Raw genomic sequence first — 16,755 nt, 5'->3', positions numbered from 1 at the left:
TCTTTCAAAACTGAACACGAGTGAGTAAGCAATTTGTGTACTTACGTACACTTGACTGGTCTTATCAAGACCGAGTCTCCATAGAAAGGAGGTGATCCAGCCGCACCTTCCGATACGGCTACCTTGTTACGACTTCACCCCAATCATCTACCCCACCTTCGGCGGCTGGCTCCCTTGCGGGTTACCCCACCGACTTCGGGTGTTGTAAACTCTCGTGGTGTGACGGGCGGTGTGTACAAGACCCGGGAACGTATTCACCGCGGCATGCTGATCCGCGATTACTAGCAATTCCGACTTCATGCAGGCGAGTTGCAGCCTGCAATCCGAACTGAGATCGGCTTATAAGGATTGGCTCCACCTCGCGGCTTCGCTTCCCGTTGTACCGACCATTGTAGTACGTGTGTAGCCCAGGTCATAAGGGGCATGATGATTTGACGTCATCCCCACCTTCCTCCGGTTTGTCACCGGCAGTCATCTTAGAGTGCCCACCCAAAGTGCTGGCAACTAAGATCAAGGGTTGCGCTCGTTGCGGGACTTAACCCAACATCTCACGACACGAGCTGACGACAACCATGCACCACCTGTCTCCTCTGTCCCGAAGGCCTACGATATCTCTACCGTATTCAGAGGGATGTCAAGACCTGGTAAGGTTCTTCGCGTTGCTTCGAATTAAACCACATACTCCACTGCTTGTGCGGGTCCCCGTCAATTCCTTTGAGTTTCACTCTTGCGAGCGTACTCCCCAGGCGGCATACTTACTGTGTTAACTTCGGCACCGAGGAATCGAATCCCCGACACCTAGTATGCATCGTTTACGGCGTGGACTACCAGGGTATCTAATCCTGTTTGCTCCCCACGCTTTCGCGCCTCAGCGTCAGTTATAGGCCAGAAAGTCGCCTTCGCCACTGGTGTTCCTCCACATCTCTACGCATTTCACCGCTACACGTGGAATTCCACTTTCCTCTCCTACACTCAAGTCAACCAGTTTTGGATGCGAACCGGGGTTGAGCCCCGGGCTTAAACACCCAACTTAATTGACCGCCTGCGCGCGCTTTACGCCCAATAATTCCGGACAACGCTTGCCCCCTACGTATTACCGCGGCTGCTGGCACGTAGTTAGCCGGGGCTTTCTTCTCCTATACCGTCACACAAAGAGCAGTTACTCTCCTTGCTGTTCGTCTAGGGCAACAGAGCTTTACGATCCGAAAACCTTCATCACTCACGCGGCGTTGCTCCGTCAGACTTGCGTCCATTGCGGAAGATTCCCTACTGCTGCCTCCCGTAGGAGTCTGGGCCGTGTCTCAGTCCCAGTGTGGCCGTTCACCCTCTCAGGTCGGCTACGCATCGTCGCCTTGGTAGGCCGTTACCCTACCAACTAGCTAATGCGCCGCAGGCCCATCTATAAGCCACAGATTGCTCCGTGTTTCATAATTCTCTCATGCGAGAGAACCAATTATCCGGTCTTAGCTATCGTTTCCGATAGTTATCCCAGTCTTATAGGCAGGTTACCTACGTGTTACTCACCCGTCCGCCGCTAACTTATCCCGAAGGATAAGTCCGCTCGACTTGCATGTATTAGGCACGCCGCCAGCGTTCGTCCTGAGCCAGGATCAAACTCTCCATAATAGTAAAACTATTTGAAAGCTTAATTGCTCATTTGCGTTGCTAGCGAGATTTTGCAATCTCTTTTTTGAACGATTTCTCGTTCGCGCTTACTCACTCGTTGTTCAGTTTTCAAAGATCAATTTCTTTCGTATTTCTGCGCCATCCGTTTAGCGGCGACTTTTATAATATATCACATCTAGGCTACTCAATGCAAGCTTTTTTTATTTTTCTTTTTTCATACTTCGCTTACATCTTGGTATTGCGTTGGCTTTCGAATGCGAACCGTTTTTAGCGGCGAGAGTTAATTTATCATAGAATCACAATCAAAGTCAAGCAATAAAATAAGAATAAAAAAAGAACCAGAATAATACCTGATTCTTCATGGGTTTGGATCAATTAAACACTCGTATATCTTAACTCGATTTCTGAATTCTCTTCATCAATGATAACGGCTACTTCTTTAATCAATCCTTTTTTGACAAGTTTATTCAACAGTAATGGAAGCTCTGCCCTAAGCTCAACTAATTGAGAATGCTGTTGCAGTTCATCCGTGCTCAATGGTTGTTCATTTTCTCTTAGGATTTGAATAAACGCCTCACAGCAACGTTCCATTTTCGACATAACTGAAAACTCACAGGCGAGTAGAACCAGCTGAACTCTTTGTTTCAACGTCTCCTTACTCATTGTCAGTTCCTCATATAGTTTATACACGCCAGGATTAATTGCACGGATCTGCCTCCATACGGTGATTTCCGGGTGATAGCCATCTTCGATAATAACAATGCGAGCCCAGTGATGAAGCGCTTCAAGAATGTTATTGTACGCATCTAACAAATGCTCATCTAAAATGTATTCCTTGCTCTGAAGATATTTACGTAGAAAATGGGAGAATTCAACAAGTAGTTTGTGCTCACGTAAGTCCCCCGGAAACTCGAGTATTCGGTGACGCAAGCCTTCTAAATAAGTGTTCTGATCCAGAAGTATCTCCCCTTTTAGCAGCCAGTGAAGGATATTTCGGTTGACGCCATGACGTATCCATTGCTCTATGGAAGACGGATCTACCCATCTTTCTTGTATCCTCGAATCGTCTCTTATATAATTAGTCGTATGATTGTTCAGGCTCAGGTCGTTCGTTACTATAAGAAGTAGCGTATCAAAACCATCCGTCAGTGAAGGAAGTTGCTTAGGATTATCTACCGCCATGACACTAATGATCCTCTGGTCATTTCGGAACTTAAGCAAAAACTGCTCTTTATCGATTCCCATGGGTATCCGAAGCTCCTGTCTCCAAATTGTTTATATCTATTTCTACATTGTAGAAGGAGTTTCCTGCTGATTTCTGTGACAATTCATACAAACAAGATAGCAATTGAATGGGGAGGAACAACGCGTGCGTTTCAGATCAAGTAAAGTAAATGAATTCCGCTTATGGGGTCTCGCCATGACCATGGGTGGAATGCTGCTTATGATTATAGGACTAGCGGGCATCGTTTTTGACTGGGGGAAGGCTGGGCGAATCATCGCTGTAGTCTTCATGATCATTGGTATGATAAGTATGATGGTTAGCATGGGTATATACTTCTGGGCAGGGATGCTTTCCACATCGGCGACTGTCATTGATTGTCCGGAATGCGGAAGAAGAACGAAGATGCTGGGGAAAACGGATCGCTGTATGTTTTGCAAAACGATCTTAACAGTTGATCCACAATACGAACCAACGGCCGAGAACGAAACAGCAGCCACACAAGCAATTCAAGTCGAAGTGGACAGAGCTCACGAACATAAGCCTCATTGATCGTAAAATAAAAGCCGCAACCCTCTTGGGTTCGGCTTTTTGTTATCTTATTGCTTAGCTTGTTGCAAATTATCCTGAATGACTTTCCACGTTGTCGGCTGTTCAAAGCCTCTTCTCCACGAGGCCACTCCTGCTAGATCGTACTTCTTCACGAGTTCAAGCCTTGCTTTTATCGATGTTTCATCTTCTAACCAGATACGTATGAGTTTCTCTCCTTCTTTGTACTCCACGTAGTTCTGACCAGTTTCCGCCAAGAAAGTAGGAGTTAGTTTCTTATCTTTAATAATCGTTTGGGCGGCTTCCATCGTTAAAGTTTTGGAGGTAGCTGTCGTTTTACCATTTTTGGTCTCTTCGGTCCACTGGCGCGTATAGAATGGCACACCTAGGACAAGCTTAGATGGCGGCACCTTCTCGCTCCCCAAGAGCTGGGTAACAGAGCGCTCTGTCCATGGCAGCGATGAAACGGAGCCGGATTTGGGGCTAGAAGCCCAGTATTCGTCATAAGCCATCAGCATCATATAGTCAACAACTTCGGCAAGAGCAGGTCTGTCATAAAACATGGACCACATCTCATTCGTTGATTTCGGTGTTACATCGATGGAAACGGCAAGACCTTGTTCATGCATAAAAGGTGTCAATTCGCGGACGAATTGGACCAAATTTTCTTTATCTTTGAGATGCACATTTTCAAAATCAATATTGATGCCCTGCAAATTATACGTTTGTGCAAAGCCGAGCAACTGTTTAATCATTTTCATACGAAGATCATAGGACGACAACGCTTGAGATGTGCGATCAGGTTCAAAGCCGTTGCTAAACAACGCCCAGACCTGATAATTGCGCGTTTGCGCCCATTTTACATAGGAAGCGTCGGCCAAGTTCTTAATGCGCCCCTCACCGTCAGCCAGAGAGAACCAGGTAGGGCTAACCACATGTAAGCCAGGCATCTCGCCAAGCTTGGAAGTGTCGGGATTCTTCGTAATGACGTGCTCCCAAGTCAGATTTAGTTTGCCGTTAAGCGGCTTCCAAGGTACATAAACTGACGTCGGCTCCTGTGCAGGTATGGTTTCTTCATGATCCTCCAAAATATCAGCTTTACGTACAAAGCCTATAGGACCACTCAGCTGCTGTACGCGATACCATTCTCCCTCTACAGCTAGTATTATCACTTGTTCATTGTTTGCAATCGTGGAGACTATCGGTGCTTTTATAGAAGCAAAGGTCCGCAGCTGTGTATCTTCAGTACCTACATGCTTCCCCCACTTGACGAGGTCGCCTTTTTTGAATAAAAGAACTGCACCAGACTTCTCGGACTCCCTTATTTCAAAAGGATACAGCTGCCGAAGAGGTTCTATGGGCACGTAAATGTCATTCCCTTTCTTTTCAACAGGAAAAGATAAGGTGATTGGTTTCTCATTCATTAACGCTGAAAGCTCCGTAGTCTTCAACCGTAATACTTTATCATTCGTTGTGATAATAACGGAATCAGTGCCTTTTTCATATATAATCGATGGGTCCATCCACTCCTGTATGAGCTCCAGCGGAAGTTTCAGTCCCTCTTTTTCCCCAATCGCGCTTGTCTTATAGAAATTCCCTTGATAGAAAACCGGTTTGCTTAACTCATGATATTCTAGTTCTACCTTCGTACGGTTCGGCGCTAACTGCTGCCATAAGAACGTAGCTGCACCCGCGGCAAACATTCCAATAAAGAGACCAAATAATAAGAGAATTCTCTTCGTTGATCTTCTGCGTTTCGGTTGCTGATCTGTAGGTGTTGAATGCAAGGTTTCACTTCCTTTATGCGATATATAAAAAGAAAAAAACGTGTTCTCACCTCTCTACATCCGAAAGGTAGGATCACGTTTCATTATACATCATAGGTACAGATAATGAGGAATTCTACTTAAGTTAATGCTTGGTAATCCCTGTACAATCCGGGCAAACGCCATAAACCTCTAGTCGATAACCGCCAACTCGGAAGCCTGTTTGCTCAGCAGCGGTAGTCTCGATATCCGAAAGTGGCGGATACTCAAAATCCGAAATCTTCCCACACATATCGCAAACAGCATGATAATGGTCCGTCATATCCGCATCAAAGCGACTCGAGCTGTCTCCATAAGTCAGTTCCCGAACGAGTCCCGATTCAATAAATACTTTAAGATTATTGTAAACAGTCGCAACGCTCATGTTAGGAAATTTCGATTCAAGAGACTTGTAAATGTCATCTGCTGTCGGATGAGTCATGGAGTCCAGCAAAAAGGATAGAATAGCATGCCGCTGCGGCGTCATCCGAACACCTGTTGTTTTCAACTTAGCTAAAGCCTGTTCTAATTGTGCTGCCATGGTACTCACCACCTGATGTTAGTCATTAAAACCTTACATTATATTGTACGCTGTGTTAATTGACTTTTGTCAATGATGGTTGCGCATATAGCACCATTTGGCTATTTATTTTTACGGGAATCTAGTACATACATAGCTAAACCAGCAAGGACGAGGATAACCGATCCAATATACGTGCCCATGAGATCAAAGAGCCCTGTAAACCAACGAGGTTTGTTGCTGAGAAGAAAAAACAATACACCTGCGGCAATGAAAATAACACCAAGATTCGTGCCTTTGATCAGCTTCTGTAAAGGATCTTCACTATCATAGAGGCCAGCTGCAAATTCACCAAGCTCATTGCGCCGATTCACATTATCTGTGGTTTGAAGCGCATCGAATAGATTATAGAAGTAAATGACCGGAATGAACAATGCAAAAAGCGTTACCATTGGGACACTTGTGTCGGTCCGAGACGCGAAAGACGTGATAATAAAAATATCGAGAATGAGAAGCATCATAATAAATAGCCCGCGCTGCATAAGGCCTAAGTAGAAGTGTCCAGTCCCCGGGACAATGAACGATAGTACGCCTGCGACCCATTTGCGTTTTCTTGGAGCAGGATAATAAGGAGGATAGTGTTGAAAAGATGGATTGGGCGAATACTCCGGAATGTGCGGATTGTCGTTTGATTGATTCATGTGATTGCCTCCGATCGAATTTTTTAACACATATGAAAATATAAGTCCTCGATTAGAGGTTTTCTCATAAGGATTGGGATAAATATTGGATATACATTGTTATCTTAGCGATCCCCGAATTTATATGCATTATTTTGTTAATAATCCCTGATTGCATAAGGAGTACAGTTGCTGCTATCGCAACAAAACTGTTCACCCATTGATTCCTTCTGCCAACTTGAGGGTTTTTAGGATTGTCAGGAATTTCAGCAGATTGTACCCTGCGCATCACACGCTCCGTCAGCATTGGGCTTGGTTCGCTAAGCGGCATCTCGTCCAGCAGTTTATTTAGGTATTGCGTGAGCCGAGTGTCTTCCTGATCTTTGGGAATCATCTGCGTTCACCTCCAACCATTTTTCTTTGAGCATCGCTTTTCCCCGATAGAGTCTAGTTTCCAGCGTTTTCATGGGCAGCCCGGTCACCTCAGACATCTCTTGATACGAGAGCTGCTTATAATGGAACAAATACATAATTAATCTATACTTGTCTGGAAGTTCGGAGAGCAGTGCCTGCATGCGCTCCTGCTCATCCTTCAGCATAGCCATTTCCTCGGGCTGCTCCCGGGCATCTGTAAACCAGCCCTTCATTTTATCGAGCAGTGCTTCATAAGGCTTACGCTTCTGAGAACGCCGAAAGTCAGTCACGAGATTCGTCGTCATGCGATACAGCCAAGTTGTGAACTTCGCATCGCCGCGAAAATGAGTTAAGGAACGAAACAGCTTAACGAACACTTCTTGGGTTAAGTCTTCAGCAGTTTCCTTATGCGGGGCCATGCGGTATACCAGTGTAAAGATGTAGTTCTTATGCCGTTCTACCAATACACGGTAAGCATCGGAGTGACCTTGACGGACCCGGTCGATCAGCTGCTCATCCGTCATTTTGTCCATGCCTGACTTCCCCCCTTTCTGTTCGTCCAAAAGCTTAGACGCTTCTTATGGGCTGACCCCTTCAATTTTTACTTTTTTCAAGAGTAACGCCGGTAACCCCTTTCATTTGATTGATTTCTTCAAGAGCCGTCCCGATAATGGACGGCTTAGGAATGGTGACGTGAAATGTAATTTGAACATGATTCGGTTTATTCTCGTTTTCTTGTTCTTCCATTGAGATCTTACGGATGTCAACTTTCTGTTTACCAAGTAGGGTCGTAATAAGTCCTAGCGTCCCCGGTTGATCAATCGCCTGTATTTTGAGAATACGAATTTTCTTCCCGTTAAAATATTTATGCTCCACTTTATTCAAGATCCATAAGGAGATGAGTACCATGAAACATGCTAGAACAGCCGGGTAATAGAAGCCAGCCCCAATGGCAAGGCCAATCCCCGCAACAACCCAAAGAGAAGCCGCTGTCGTAAGACCCGTAATGGATCTCCCATTAAAGATAATCGTTCCAGCACCTAAGAATCCGATACCGCTAATAACTTGCGCAGCTAAGCGCGAAGGATCAATACGGACGTTCACTTCATTCACAAAGGCACTAAACCCATACATGGAAAGCAACATAACAAGGGCAGAGCCCACACAGACTAAAATATGTGTACGAAGGCCAGCTGCATGACTGCTAACTTCCCTCTCAAACCCGATTAATCCACCAAGAAAAAGTGCCAGAACTAACCGTATAGTGATATGGAGTTGATCAATGACCCAAGGATTGCTCATCGTGTAACCGCTCCCTTTTTTCATACTGATAGCGCCATGTATCACACATGATAGTGAGAACAACTGAAAAAATACTTAGAAGCTGATAGCCGGCCGTTCGAAAGTGGTTAAGCTTATTCCCGGAGGAACTGTGAATACTCGACGCACGGCGAAACCGAAGCTCTCGTATAACTGAATAGCAGGTAAATTCTCGGTTCCGGTGGATACAATAAAACGCGTTGCTCCATTTAACTGTTGATCCATTAGTATATGTTGTAAAAGTGACCTAGCAATCCCACGGCGAAAAAAATTCGGATGGACCATCATGCGGCAGATCGTGACAATGCAGCCTTCTCGGGAGTAGGAAATGGCTCCAGCAAGTGTACTCTCATCATTCTCATGAACGAAAAAGCCATAAAATGTTTCCTCCGCTTCGCGTATAGACTGGATTCCATCCTTCAGTGGCGGGATGTCGTCGAAGCCAATAAGGTCTGCTTCCACACGATAGGATGCAATTTGTAGCGATAACAGGACCAAGATATCCTCGTTGGTTTCCAATAGAAGTTGTTGAATGGACAATCAGAGTCCTCCTCTCAGTGAACTACGCCAATCAATTGAAAAAAAGTGGTGTCCATAAACATCGGATCACCACTTCAGCTTTAATCACTTACTGTTCAGGCACTCCACAATTAATTTGTTGACGAGTCCTGGATTTGCTTTACCTTTGGTTTCTTTCATGACTTGCCCAACTAAGAAGCCCACGGCTTTTTCCTTGCCGGCTTTGAAATCCGCTACCGATTGGGGACTGTTCTCCACTACCTGCTCAACGATGGCCTTGATAGCACCTTCGTCGCTGATTTGTACAAGCCCCTGCTCTTCAACGATCTTCTGCGGCTCTTTGCCGGATTCGATCATTTCCTTGAACACCGTTTTGGCAATTTTGGTGGAGATTGTGCCTTTCTCAATCAGACCAATCATCTCCCCTAAGCCCTTACCCGTGATTTTCACATCGGCAAGTTCGAGGTTATTCGCGTTTAAATATCCGAGCAGATCGCCCATGATCCAGTTCGAGACCGCTTTGGCATCTTGGGTATATTGTAAACTCTCTTCGAAGAAATTTGCCAGCTTCATGGATGAAGTGATTACATCAGCATCATAGCTTGGCAGGCCGAACTCACTGCTGTATCTCGCTTTACGCGCGTCAGGCAATTCAGGGATAGAGGCTTTGACGCTCGATTTCCAAGCATCATCGATATGCAGGCTGACGAGATCCGGATCTGGGAAATAGCGATAATCATGCGCATCTTCTTTGCCGCGCATAGATAACGTCTTGCCTTGCGTTTCATCCCAGCGGCGGGTTTCTTGCTCGACTTCGTCACCACTGCGGAGAATTTCGGCTTGGCGATATTCCTCATACTCGAGTCCTCTTTGGACGCCACGGAACGAGTTCATATTCTTCAGTTCGGCTCTCGTGCCGAATTTCTCTTGCCCGAAAGGACGCAAGCTGATGTTAGCGTCACAGCGCAGCGAGCCTTCCTCCATTTTCACATCGGAAACGTCGCAATAGATCATGATCGCCCTGAGCTTCTCCAGATAAGCCCGCGCTTCCTCCGGCGAACGCAGATCAGGCTCGGATACGATTTCAATCAAAGGCGTTCCCGCACGGTTCAAGTCAACAAGAGAAGTGTAACCACCATCAACGTGTGTCAGCTTACCTGCGTCTTCCTCCAGGTGAACACGAGTCACGCCAATGCGCTTGCTTACTCCATTCACTTCGATATCGATCCAACCGTTCAACCCGATTGGCTGATCATATTGCGAAGTTTGGTAGGCATCCGGTGAATCCGGGTAAAAGTAGTTTTTACGGTCAAATTTACTATGTGTAGATATCGTACAATTGAGCGCCATAGCGGCTTTCATCGCATATTCGACTGCTTGACGGTTAAGTACCGGAAGTACACCCGGGTGACCTAAACAAACCGGACATGTATTCGTATTCGGAGGTGCTCCGAATGAGGTTGCACAACCGCAAAATATTTTGGAAGCGGTATGAAGCTCTACGTGAACTTCAAGACCGACTACTGTTTCAAATTGGGTATCTGTTGCCGACAAAATGAATGCCTCCTTCGTTACTCATGAACTATTAACCTACAATTGCGGGCGCTGCTTATGATGATCTGTATGCTGCTCGAAAGCGTGGGCTACACGCAGAAGGGTAGCTTCATCCAACGCTTTGCCGATGACTTGCAGGCCAACGGGAAGTTCGTTCACGAATCCGCAAGGTACGCTAATCGCAGGAATGCCCGCCAAACTGACCGGAATGGTCATGATATCGTTCAAATACATCGTGAGTGGATCACTGCTTTGCTCACCGATTTTGAAAGCAGGCGTCGGAGCCGTTGGTCCGATGATGATGTCGAATTTCTCGAACACTTGATCGAAATCTTGCTTGATCAGGGTACGGACTTGTTGTGCTTTCAAGTAGTAAGCATCATAGTAGCCTGAGCTTAACGCATAGGTTCCGAGCATGATGCGGCGTTTGACCTCGGGGCCAAAGCCTTCGCTGCGCGACATGTGGTACAAGTCCAACAAGTTGCGAGCATTGTCCGAACGCACACCGTAGCGCACGCCGTCAAAGCGCGCAAGGTTCGAGGACGCTTCGGAAGAAGCGAGCAAGTAGTAAGCCGCCACAGCATACTCAGTATGAGGCAATGTCACTTCTTCCCATACAGCGCCTAGACCTTCAAGCACTTTGAGCGCTTCAAGCACTTTCTCTTTGACCGCAGGGTCGATACCATTGCCCATGTATTCTTTGGGTACGCCGATGCGCAGACCTTTGATATCACCAGTCAATGCGCTGAGGTAATCAGGGATATCCACTTTCGCAGACGTGGAATCCTTCGGGTCGTAGCCGACGATGGCTTGCAGCAGGTAGGCGGAGTCTTCAACGTTCTTCGTCAGCGGCCCGATCTGGTCGAGTGAGGACGCGAACGCTACTAAGCCATAGCGGGACACAAGTCCGTATGTCGGCTTCAGCCCGACGATACCGCAGTAAGCGGCAGGCTGGCGAATTGAGCCGCCTGTGTCTGAGCCCAGCGCGAAGTACACTTCGCCTGCAGCTACTGCTGCAGCGGAGCCGCCGCTGGAGCCGCCTGGCACGTAATCCGTGTTCCACGGATTGTGGGACGGATGGAAAGCGGAGTTCTCGTTGGAGCCGCCCATGGCGAATTCATCCATGTTTAGCTTGCCGATCGTAACGGTTTGAGCATCCTTGAGCTTGCTAACCACTGTTGCATCATAGATCGGCATGAAATTGGATAAGATTTTGCTTGCACAGGTCGTTTTCAAGCCTTCGGTGACCATGTTATCTTTGATCCCAATCGGAAGGCCGAATAAATGGCCACGTTCATTGCTGCTTGCGAACTGCTCGTCCAACTTGGCGGCGGCTTGTCTAGCGTTCTCTTCATCTAACGTAAGAAAGGCGCGAACCTTGCTTTCCACTTGTTGAATTCTTGTATAGGATTGATCCACGAGATCGGCAACTTTAAGTTCTTTGCCTTGAAGCTTCGCGTGAATTTGCTGTAGGTTTAAATCAAACAAAGACAACGACAGGCACTTCCTTTCATAATGGTTCTTATTCTAAAACAGCTGGGACTTTGAATTGCCCGTCTTCGTGATCGGGTGCGTTCAGCATCACTTTCTCAATAGGAAGCGATGGCTTCGCGACATCCTCACGCATGACGTTGACTAACGGCATGGCATGACTTGTCGGAATGACACCCTCGGTATTCAGTTCATTCAGCTGCTCGGCATATTTTAAAATGGCATTTAGCTGTTCGGTAAATAGTTCTTTCTCGTTATCACTCAGGTCGAGTCTAGCCAACTTCGCAACATGCTCGACATCTGTTTTAGTTATGCTCAAGTTTTCTACACCCCTTTAATTAATCAGCATTTAGTCATTCTTTTCATTATATCCCAGATATTTTACGAACTCAATCCAGAAAAAACCACAATTCAAAAACCACAGCTTTCTTCCTAGCTTGGCTTGGAGGCCTTCGCTAAAAAGAAGCTGTGGTTGAGTTTGCGGTCAAGAATTATTGGATAAATCCCGTATCCATCGCTTTCGCTTTTTCTTTTAACATGTAATATTTAAGCTTAGCTGCGGCTACGACCGTTTCATTCTGACGGACTTTGATCTCGAATTTATTCAGATCATGCTTGGAGATGACGCCAACGCTATAGCGAAACTTCATTTTAGTCAAATCGGCCTGTACATCATTCAAGTTCCGCTGTTCCGTGAGAACGGTTTGATATGCATTATTGGCATCGTTGTACATCACTTGAATTTTCTTGGTCAGTTCAAGCTTGGTTTGCTCATTTTTCTGACCGTTTATGGCCAGATTAATGCCTTGATACGTTTCACCATATGTGTTCTGGGTAACCGTGTGACCCGTTTCCCATACGGCTTCGTCGATGTTATTACCGGCTGTTTTCATCTGATAGGAAGCCTTCAATAAGGTGGTCGTATCTGTCTCCGAAATGGGATCCACTGAAATGGACTCGATATCCTTGATGACTAGATTAGGGTCGTAGGAAATCCCAATGTCCGTCGAGAGCTGCACAAGCCCCAACCGATAGTTATTAAGCAGCGTTGCGATATCGTCCTTTTGTTTATTGATGGTTTTCTGCACCGTTTGCACATCGTCAGATGATGCTAAACCTTGCTGCACGAAAAGCTTAGCTTTCAGCAGGTCTTTCTCCATCACAACCTGGTATTCATTCATGAAATCCAGCTGCTTTTTCTGTGCTAATAATTGCACATATTGCGCGATGGTTTGCAAGCGGATGCCCGCCTTAGCTTCATCTGACTGCAGCAGCGAGTTCCGCCCATCCGTCCCGAGCTGATGCGCTGCTGTGCTCATTTGCGCGCGTTGGGAGGATATGATTTTATTCATGCCACCAGCGAGAGCCCCCATCCCCTGCATCATCTGGTTCATCGCATTATTTTGCATGACGGTCCAGGCGATATCGGTTGGGTTTGTTAGGTTAGGCAGCTGAGGATTCCCTGTATTGGTGACCTCTGCAGGAGTGCTCGGTAAATGTCCGGGCGTCATCGAGGCTGAACCCATTTCATTCATTTGCTGTTCCAAATCGCCCTTTTTACTGCCTTGAGCTGCGTATTTTAGCGTTAGCAAGGCAAGGTTATGGGAATCTTTCAGTGCTTTATCCAGCACATATGTCAAATCAACGGAAGATACGGTTTCCAGAACATTCACATTGACGTATACATTTTGATTTGGATCTTGGGCGTTATCGGCGAATACGAGAGTTTGCGTTGTGCTCGAAAGGAGTAACAGGGCTGCTGATAAACTTATGAGCTTTTTTTTCAAAAAAATCGCTTCCTTCCTCTTTGGTTATAGCGTGATATTCGAACCGGCTGGCAGCACAGCTCGCGTGCCCGCAGCGGTATCATTGGATTTCTTTTTAGAGAAAATAATGAAACGAGTTAGCAACATAGCAATGAAATAAGTGAGTGCACCGGTCAAAATCAATGAAACGCAATCATGCCAAATGACGGAAAAGTCATTTCCTTTAACAAATACGTTGCGCACGCCATCTAAAAAATAAGTGAGCGGAAGCATATGCCCGAGCACCTGCAGCACTTTAGGCATAGCTTCGAATGGCCAAGTGAACCCCGATAGCATGAAGGAAGGCACCGCAATTAACATCGCTGTCTGCGTCGCCCCGAGCTGATTGCTCGAGAACAAGCTGATTAGATAACCGATACCGCTAACCGCAAAAGTAAAGCTCACAACGATGGCCAAGCCTACAAGCAAACTACCGCTCATAGGTGCACCAAAGGCATACAATGCGATGACGAAGGTAACGGATGTGTTAAAGAAATTGATTAAGAAGTAAGGAGCTGTCTTCGCGTAAGCGATGCGCCACGGATTTCTTCTCCATGCCTCGAACCGCTGCCACGTTCCTGCATCTTTCTCGCGAGTGATGGTTAAGGCAATGCCAAGAAACAGTACTTGCTGTAGAATCGCGCCAACAAGCCCGTACAGCATAAAGTCACTATAGTTGAAAGCTGAATTGTACATTATCCGATATCGAAAAGGAATCGGAGAGAGTGTGTTCATCACTTCTTCATTCTGAAGTCCTTGCTTTAGTTGGAGCTTTTTTTGTGAGTAACCCATGCTGAAGGTTGTAATGACTTCGTTTGCCCCTTTGGTAGCCGAGTTCGAAATCATCATGTTGCTGCCGTCGATCAATGTAAGCAGCGGCAGCGTTTCGCCATGCTTCAGCTTCGCTTCGAAATTAGAGGGAATGACGAGGCCTACCTTGGCCTCCCCCGATGAAAGCGCCCGCTTCACATCTTCCTCCGAGTGATATTCCTTCTTGATCTGGAACGTTTCACTTTGCTCGAAGGCTTGAATAATTTGACGACTAAGAGGACTTTGGTCTTCATCGATAACAACAGTGGCCATTTCGGTCACTTTATGGTGTAAGTAAATCGATCCGAACAGCACCGTATAAAGAATCGGAACGAAGAACAAGATCAGAAAAAGACGTCGGTCCTTCAGAATGTGCTTCCATTCTTCTGCAATTAGCTTGCCAATCCGAAGATCCATCTCCTTCATCATCCTTCCGTTTTACCGTTCCATTGCAAGGTCATCCCTGTTGTTGCTGTGTCTGGCAATGTATTCAGTTCGATTTTGATCCCAAACGAACGTATGTCCGTTTCGCCTGAGGTTTGCGTTGCTTTCTTAATTGCGAAATCCGGCGCAGCTGCCACGGTTTTAACGGTACCGACGACTTTCTCGCCCGTTGATAACATGATCATGCTGATGTTGTTGCCTACTTTCAGTCCTGCAATAGATGTCTCCGGCAAGTAAAACTTAGCCCAACGTTTCTCCGTCGACTCGACCGAGAGTACGGGGAATCCAGAGCCAACAAGCTCGCCAACCTGTGCTGATTGACTAAGAATAACTCCGTCGATTGGTGCAACCAACTCTGTGTAGCTCAAATAAGTCTCCGCTTCCAGCTGAGCCGCTTTCGCTTGCTGTTCACCGGATTGCGCCGATTGAATTGCACCTTGTGCTTGCTGCACAGCCGCTGCAGCCGCCGCTACATCGCCCTGTCTCACCTGCACGTTTCCGCGATTGGCTTCAGCCAGCTTAAAGGACGCTTGCGCTTGGGCTAGCAAAGCTTCCGCTCCGCGAATTTCTTCCTCACGTGGTCCTTGATTCGCCATGTTTAACTGCTGCTGCGCCAGATCACGTTTCGTTTTCGCTTCTTCGTAGCTCACTTTCACTTTATCCACGTCAGCCTGAGCAACAAGTCCTTGCTCCAGCATCGCATTCATCCGATTCAAGTTTTGTTCAGCAATGTTGTATACTTCGGAAGCCGCCTGGAATTGAATCTCCGCTTGCTTCTTTTCTTCCGGACGCGCCCCATTATGCAGCCCATCAACTTTGGCTTGTGCCGCGCTAACTGCCGCCTTCGCCTGTTCGACTTGCTGTTCGGCTGTATCAGCCGTCACGTTGACACCAGCAATACCCTGCTGCTTCTTCGCTTGAGCTGTCGCGGTAGCTCCTTGCGCCTCTGCGATCTTGCCTTGAGCGAGCGCGACGGCCGCCTTGGCCTGCTCGACTTTAGCTTCAATCTCGGTGCTTTGCAGACGGGCTAGTACTTGCCCTTTTTTCACAACATCCCCTTCTTTCACGAGGATTTCGGTGACTCTTCCGCCCACTTTGAAGCTGGCGCTCACTTCGTTCGATTCAATATAAGCCGTAGGATGCAGTTGGTTAACTGTATCTGATTGGCTAGTTGCCTGTTTGGTTGTTAAAAGAAATGCACTAGTTCCTATGACAATCGCCATTACGGAATAAACCATTGGTCTAATAAAACGCATAATTACCCCTCCATGAAATAAAAATGAGAAAATTACTGAATCAGAAAGTTAGCAAAATATAACTGCAGCGTGTTCATAATCCGCTCGTCGGTTAATGGCACGTTCTGTTTCTGCTTCTCCCAATCAAAAACTAAAGCGACATACAGCTTGAATAAAATGAAAGCCGTCATCTTCGGGTCACAGTTCTTCATCGTGCCGTTATGTATCGCGCGTTCCATATGTTCACTCATGAACTGGATCACTTCTGTTTCGATACTGGCCAGCGCTTCGATCGTTACCGGACTGCCAAATTGTTGAACCTCGTGAGCCAATTGGATGAGCAGCTCATGCTCTTTGCGAAAAACGAGAACCCCATAAATCGCACTATGAATTTTCTCAAAGGGTGTTAACCCCTCTGCAATTGCTTTATCGGCGACTGCTTTCATCTCGGCAATTAACGACTGTACAATTTCATGCAAAAGATCTTCCTTATTCGCGAAAAACGTATAGATCGTCGCTTTACCGACACCAGCTATTTTGGCGATTTGATCCATCGTTGTACCTTTGTACCCAAAAAGTGAAAAAGATTTCTTCGCTGCTTCCATAATCATCAATTTTTTGGCATCCATTTGCGCACCTCAGAACTAGAATACTAAAATAGTTTTATGTTCGGATATTAATGTACCACCATTTCATGATTTTAGCAACAAAATTAAAAAGCAAAACCCGCACTAGTGAGCACTAGGCGGGTTTGGTGTTTG

At 46.4% G+C, this 16,755-nt stretch carries 16 protein-coding genes and 1 rRNA gene; 1 reads left to right on the top strand and 16 read right to left on the bottom strand.

Annotated elements, in window-relative coordinates; translation table 11 throughout:
* Positions 1 to 84: 84 nt before the first annotated feature.
* Together QFZ81_RS03710 and QFZ81_RS03705 are read right to left on the bottom strand one after the other, a co-directional pair.
* Positions 85 to 1,626: ribosomal RNA gene (locus QFZ81_RS03710) — 16S ribosomal RNA — on the bottom strand.
* A gap of 375 nt (positions 1,627 to 2,001) precedes the next feature.
* Positions 2,002 to 2,871, bottom strand: a complete 870-nt coding sequence (locus QFZ81_RS03705; RefSeq protein ID WP_307601487.1) for a nucleotidyltransferase-like protein — start codon at positions 2,869 to 2,871, stop codon at positions 2,002 to 2,004.
* Between the two features lie 124 nt (positions 2,872 to 2,995).
* On the opposite strand from QFZ81_RS03705, the gene QFZ81_RS03700 reads away from it, so the two are divergent.
* Positions 2,996 to 3,400: a YgzB family protein gene (locus QFZ81_RS03700; protein ID WP_307601485.1), complete on the top strand. Its 405-nt coding sequence runs from the start codon at positions 2,996 to 2,998 to the stop codon at positions 3,398 to 3,400.
* A gap of 47 nt (positions 3,401 to 3,447) precedes the next feature.
* On the opposite strand, the gene QFZ81_RS03695 is transcribed toward QFZ81_RS03700, so the two are convergent.
* The 14 genes from QFZ81_RS03695 to QFZ81_RS03630 form a co-directional block, all read right to left on the bottom strand.
* On the bottom strand, positions 3,448 to 5,184 hold the full coding sequence (locus QFZ81_RS03695) for a glycosyl hydrolase family 18 protein (protein ID WP_307447976.1): 1,737 nt from the start codon (positions 5,182 to 5,184) through the stop codon (positions 3,448 to 3,450).
* Between the two features lie 124 nt (positions 5,185 to 5,308).
* Entirely contained in the window at positions 5,309 to 5,743 is a 435-nt protein-coding gene (perR, locus tag QFZ81_RS03690; RefSeq protein WP_171640648.1) for a peroxide-responsive transcriptional repressor PerR, read from the bottom strand.
* Positions 5,744 to 5,844: 101 nt separating this feature from the next.
* Entirely contained in the window at positions 5,845 to 6,423 is a 579-nt protein-coding gene (locus QFZ81_RS03685; RefSeq protein ID WP_307601482.1) for a DUF6677 family protein, read from the bottom strand.
* A 64-nt stretch (positions 6,424 to 6,487) separates the two neighbouring features.
* Positions 6,488 to 6,796 carry a hypothetical protein gene (locus QFZ81_RS03680; protein ID WP_307447982.1) on the bottom strand — a complete coding sequence of 103 codons (309 nt, stop codon included), beginning with the start codon at positions 6,794 to 6,796 and terminating at the stop codon, positions 6,488 to 6,490.
* Positions 6,747 to 7,349, bottom strand: coding sequence for an RNA polymerase sigma factor (locus QFZ81_RS03675; RefSeq protein WP_307601481.1), 603 nt, complete (start codon positions 7,347 to 7,349; stop codon positions 6,747 to 6,749). The genes QFZ81_RS03680 and QFZ81_RS03675 overlap by 50 nt, the downstream gene beginning before the upstream one ends.
* A gap of 61 nt (positions 7,350 to 7,410) precedes the next feature.
* Complete coding sequence (locus QFZ81_RS03670; RefSeq protein WP_307601479.1) at positions 7,411 to 8,118, bottom strand: MgtC/SapB family protein; 708 nt, start codon at positions 8,116 to 8,118, stop codon at positions 7,411 to 7,413.
* A gap of 75 nt (positions 8,119 to 8,193) precedes the next feature.
* Positions 8,194 to 8,676, bottom strand: a complete 483-nt coding sequence (locus tag QFZ81_RS03665) for a GNAT family N-acetyltransferase (protein WP_307447992.1) — start codon at positions 8,674 to 8,676, stop codon at positions 8,194 to 8,196.
* A gap of 84 nt (positions 8,677 to 8,760) precedes the next feature.
* On the bottom strand, positions 8,761 to 10,212 hold the full coding sequence (gatB, locus tag QFZ81_RS03660) for an Asp-tRNA(Asn)/Glu-tRNA(Gln) amidotransferase subunit GatB (protein ID WP_307606825.1): 1,452 nt from the start codon (positions 10,210 to 10,212) through the stop codon (positions 8,761 to 8,763).
* A gap of 33 nt (positions 10,213 to 10,245) precedes the next feature.
* Complete coding sequence (gene gatA, locus QFZ81_RS03655) at positions 10,246 to 11,703, bottom strand: Asp-tRNA(Asn)/Glu-tRNA(Gln) amidotransferase subunit GatA (protein WP_307601477.1); 1,458 nt, start codon at positions 11,701 to 11,703, stop codon at positions 10,246 to 10,248.
* Between the two features lie 28 nt (positions 11,704 to 11,731).
* The gene (gatC, locus tag QFZ81_RS03650; RefSeq protein ID WP_307447997.1) at positions 11,732 to 12,019 is read right to left on the bottom strand and encodes an Asp-tRNA(Asn)/Glu-tRNA(Gln) amidotransferase subunit GatC; all 288 of its coding nucleotides are present in this window, start codon (positions 12,017 to 12,019) and stop codon (positions 11,732 to 11,734) included.
* 172 nt (positions 12,020 to 12,191) lie between these two features.
* On the bottom strand, positions 12,192 to 13,487 hold the full coding sequence (locus QFZ81_RS03645) for a TolC family protein (protein ID WP_307601475.1): 1,296 nt from the start codon (positions 13,485 to 13,487) through the stop codon (positions 12,192 to 12,194).
* A 24-nt stretch (positions 13,488 to 13,511) separates the two neighbouring features.
* Positions 13,512 to 14,732, bottom strand: a complete 1,221-nt coding sequence (locus QFZ81_RS03640; RefSeq protein WP_307601473.1) for an ABC transporter permease — start codon at positions 14,730 to 14,732, stop codon at positions 13,512 to 13,514.
* A gap of 8 nt (positions 14,733 to 14,740) precedes the next feature.
* Positions 14,741 to 16,015, bottom strand: coding sequence for an HlyD family secretion protein (locus QFZ81_RS03635; protein ID WP_307601471.1), 1,275 nt, complete (start codon positions 16,013 to 16,015; stop codon positions 14,741 to 14,743).
* 32 nt (positions 16,016 to 16,047) lie between these two features.
* Entirely contained in the window at positions 16,048 to 16,623 is a 576-nt protein-coding gene (locus QFZ81_RS03630; RefSeq protein WP_307448013.1) for a TetR/AcrR family transcriptional regulator, read from the bottom strand.
* Positions 16,624 to 16,755 lie beyond the last annotated feature (132 nt).

It is taken from the genome of Paenibacillus sp. V4I9, assembly GCF_030817295.1.
Lineage (GTDB): Bacteria > Bacillota > Bacilli > Paenibacillales > NBRC-103111 > Paenibacillus_E.
The sequence above is the reverse complement of the archived record's forward strand: the minus strand, read 5'-3'. Positions and strand labels throughout refer to the sequence as shown.

Excerpts from the sequence above, each read along its gene's own strand:
- QFZ81_RS03635 (WP_307601471.1), bottom strand. The coding sequence starts at position 16,015 with ATGCGTTTTATTAGACCAATGGTTTATTCCGTAATGGCGATTGTCATA.
- QFZ81_RS03675 (WP_307601481.1), bottom strand. The coding sequence starts at position 7,349 with ATGGACAAAATGACGGATGAGCAGCTGATCGACCGGGTCCGTCAAGGT.
- QFZ81_RS03630 (WP_307448013.1), bottom strand. The coding sequence starts at position 16,623 with ATGGATGCCAAAAAATTGATGATTATGGAAGCAGCGAAGAAATCTTTT.
- QFZ81_RS03670 (WP_307601479.1), bottom strand. The coding sequence starts at position 8,118 with ATGAGCAATCCTTGGGTCATTGATCAACTCCATATCACTATACGGTTA.
- QFZ81_RS03705 (WP_307601487.1), bottom strand. The coding sequence starts at position 2,871 with ATGGGAATCGATAAAGAGCAGTTTTTGCTTAAGTTCCGAAATGACCAG.
- QFZ81_RS03685 (WP_307601482.1), bottom strand. The coding sequence starts at position 6,423 with ATGAATCAATCAAACGACAATCCGCACATTCCGGAGTATTCGCCCAAT.
- QFZ81_RS03680 (WP_307447982.1), bottom strand. The coding sequence starts at position 6,796 with ATGATTCCCAAAGATCAGGAAGACACTCGGCTCACGCAATACCTAAAT.
- perR (WP_171640648.1), bottom strand. The coding sequence starts at position 5,743 with ATGGCAGCACAATTAGAACAGGCTTTAGCTAAGTTGAAAACAACAGGT.
- QFZ81_RS03640 (WP_307601473.1), bottom strand. The coding sequence starts at position 14,732 with ATGGATCTTCGGATTGGCAAGCTAATTGCAGAAGAATGGAAGCACATT.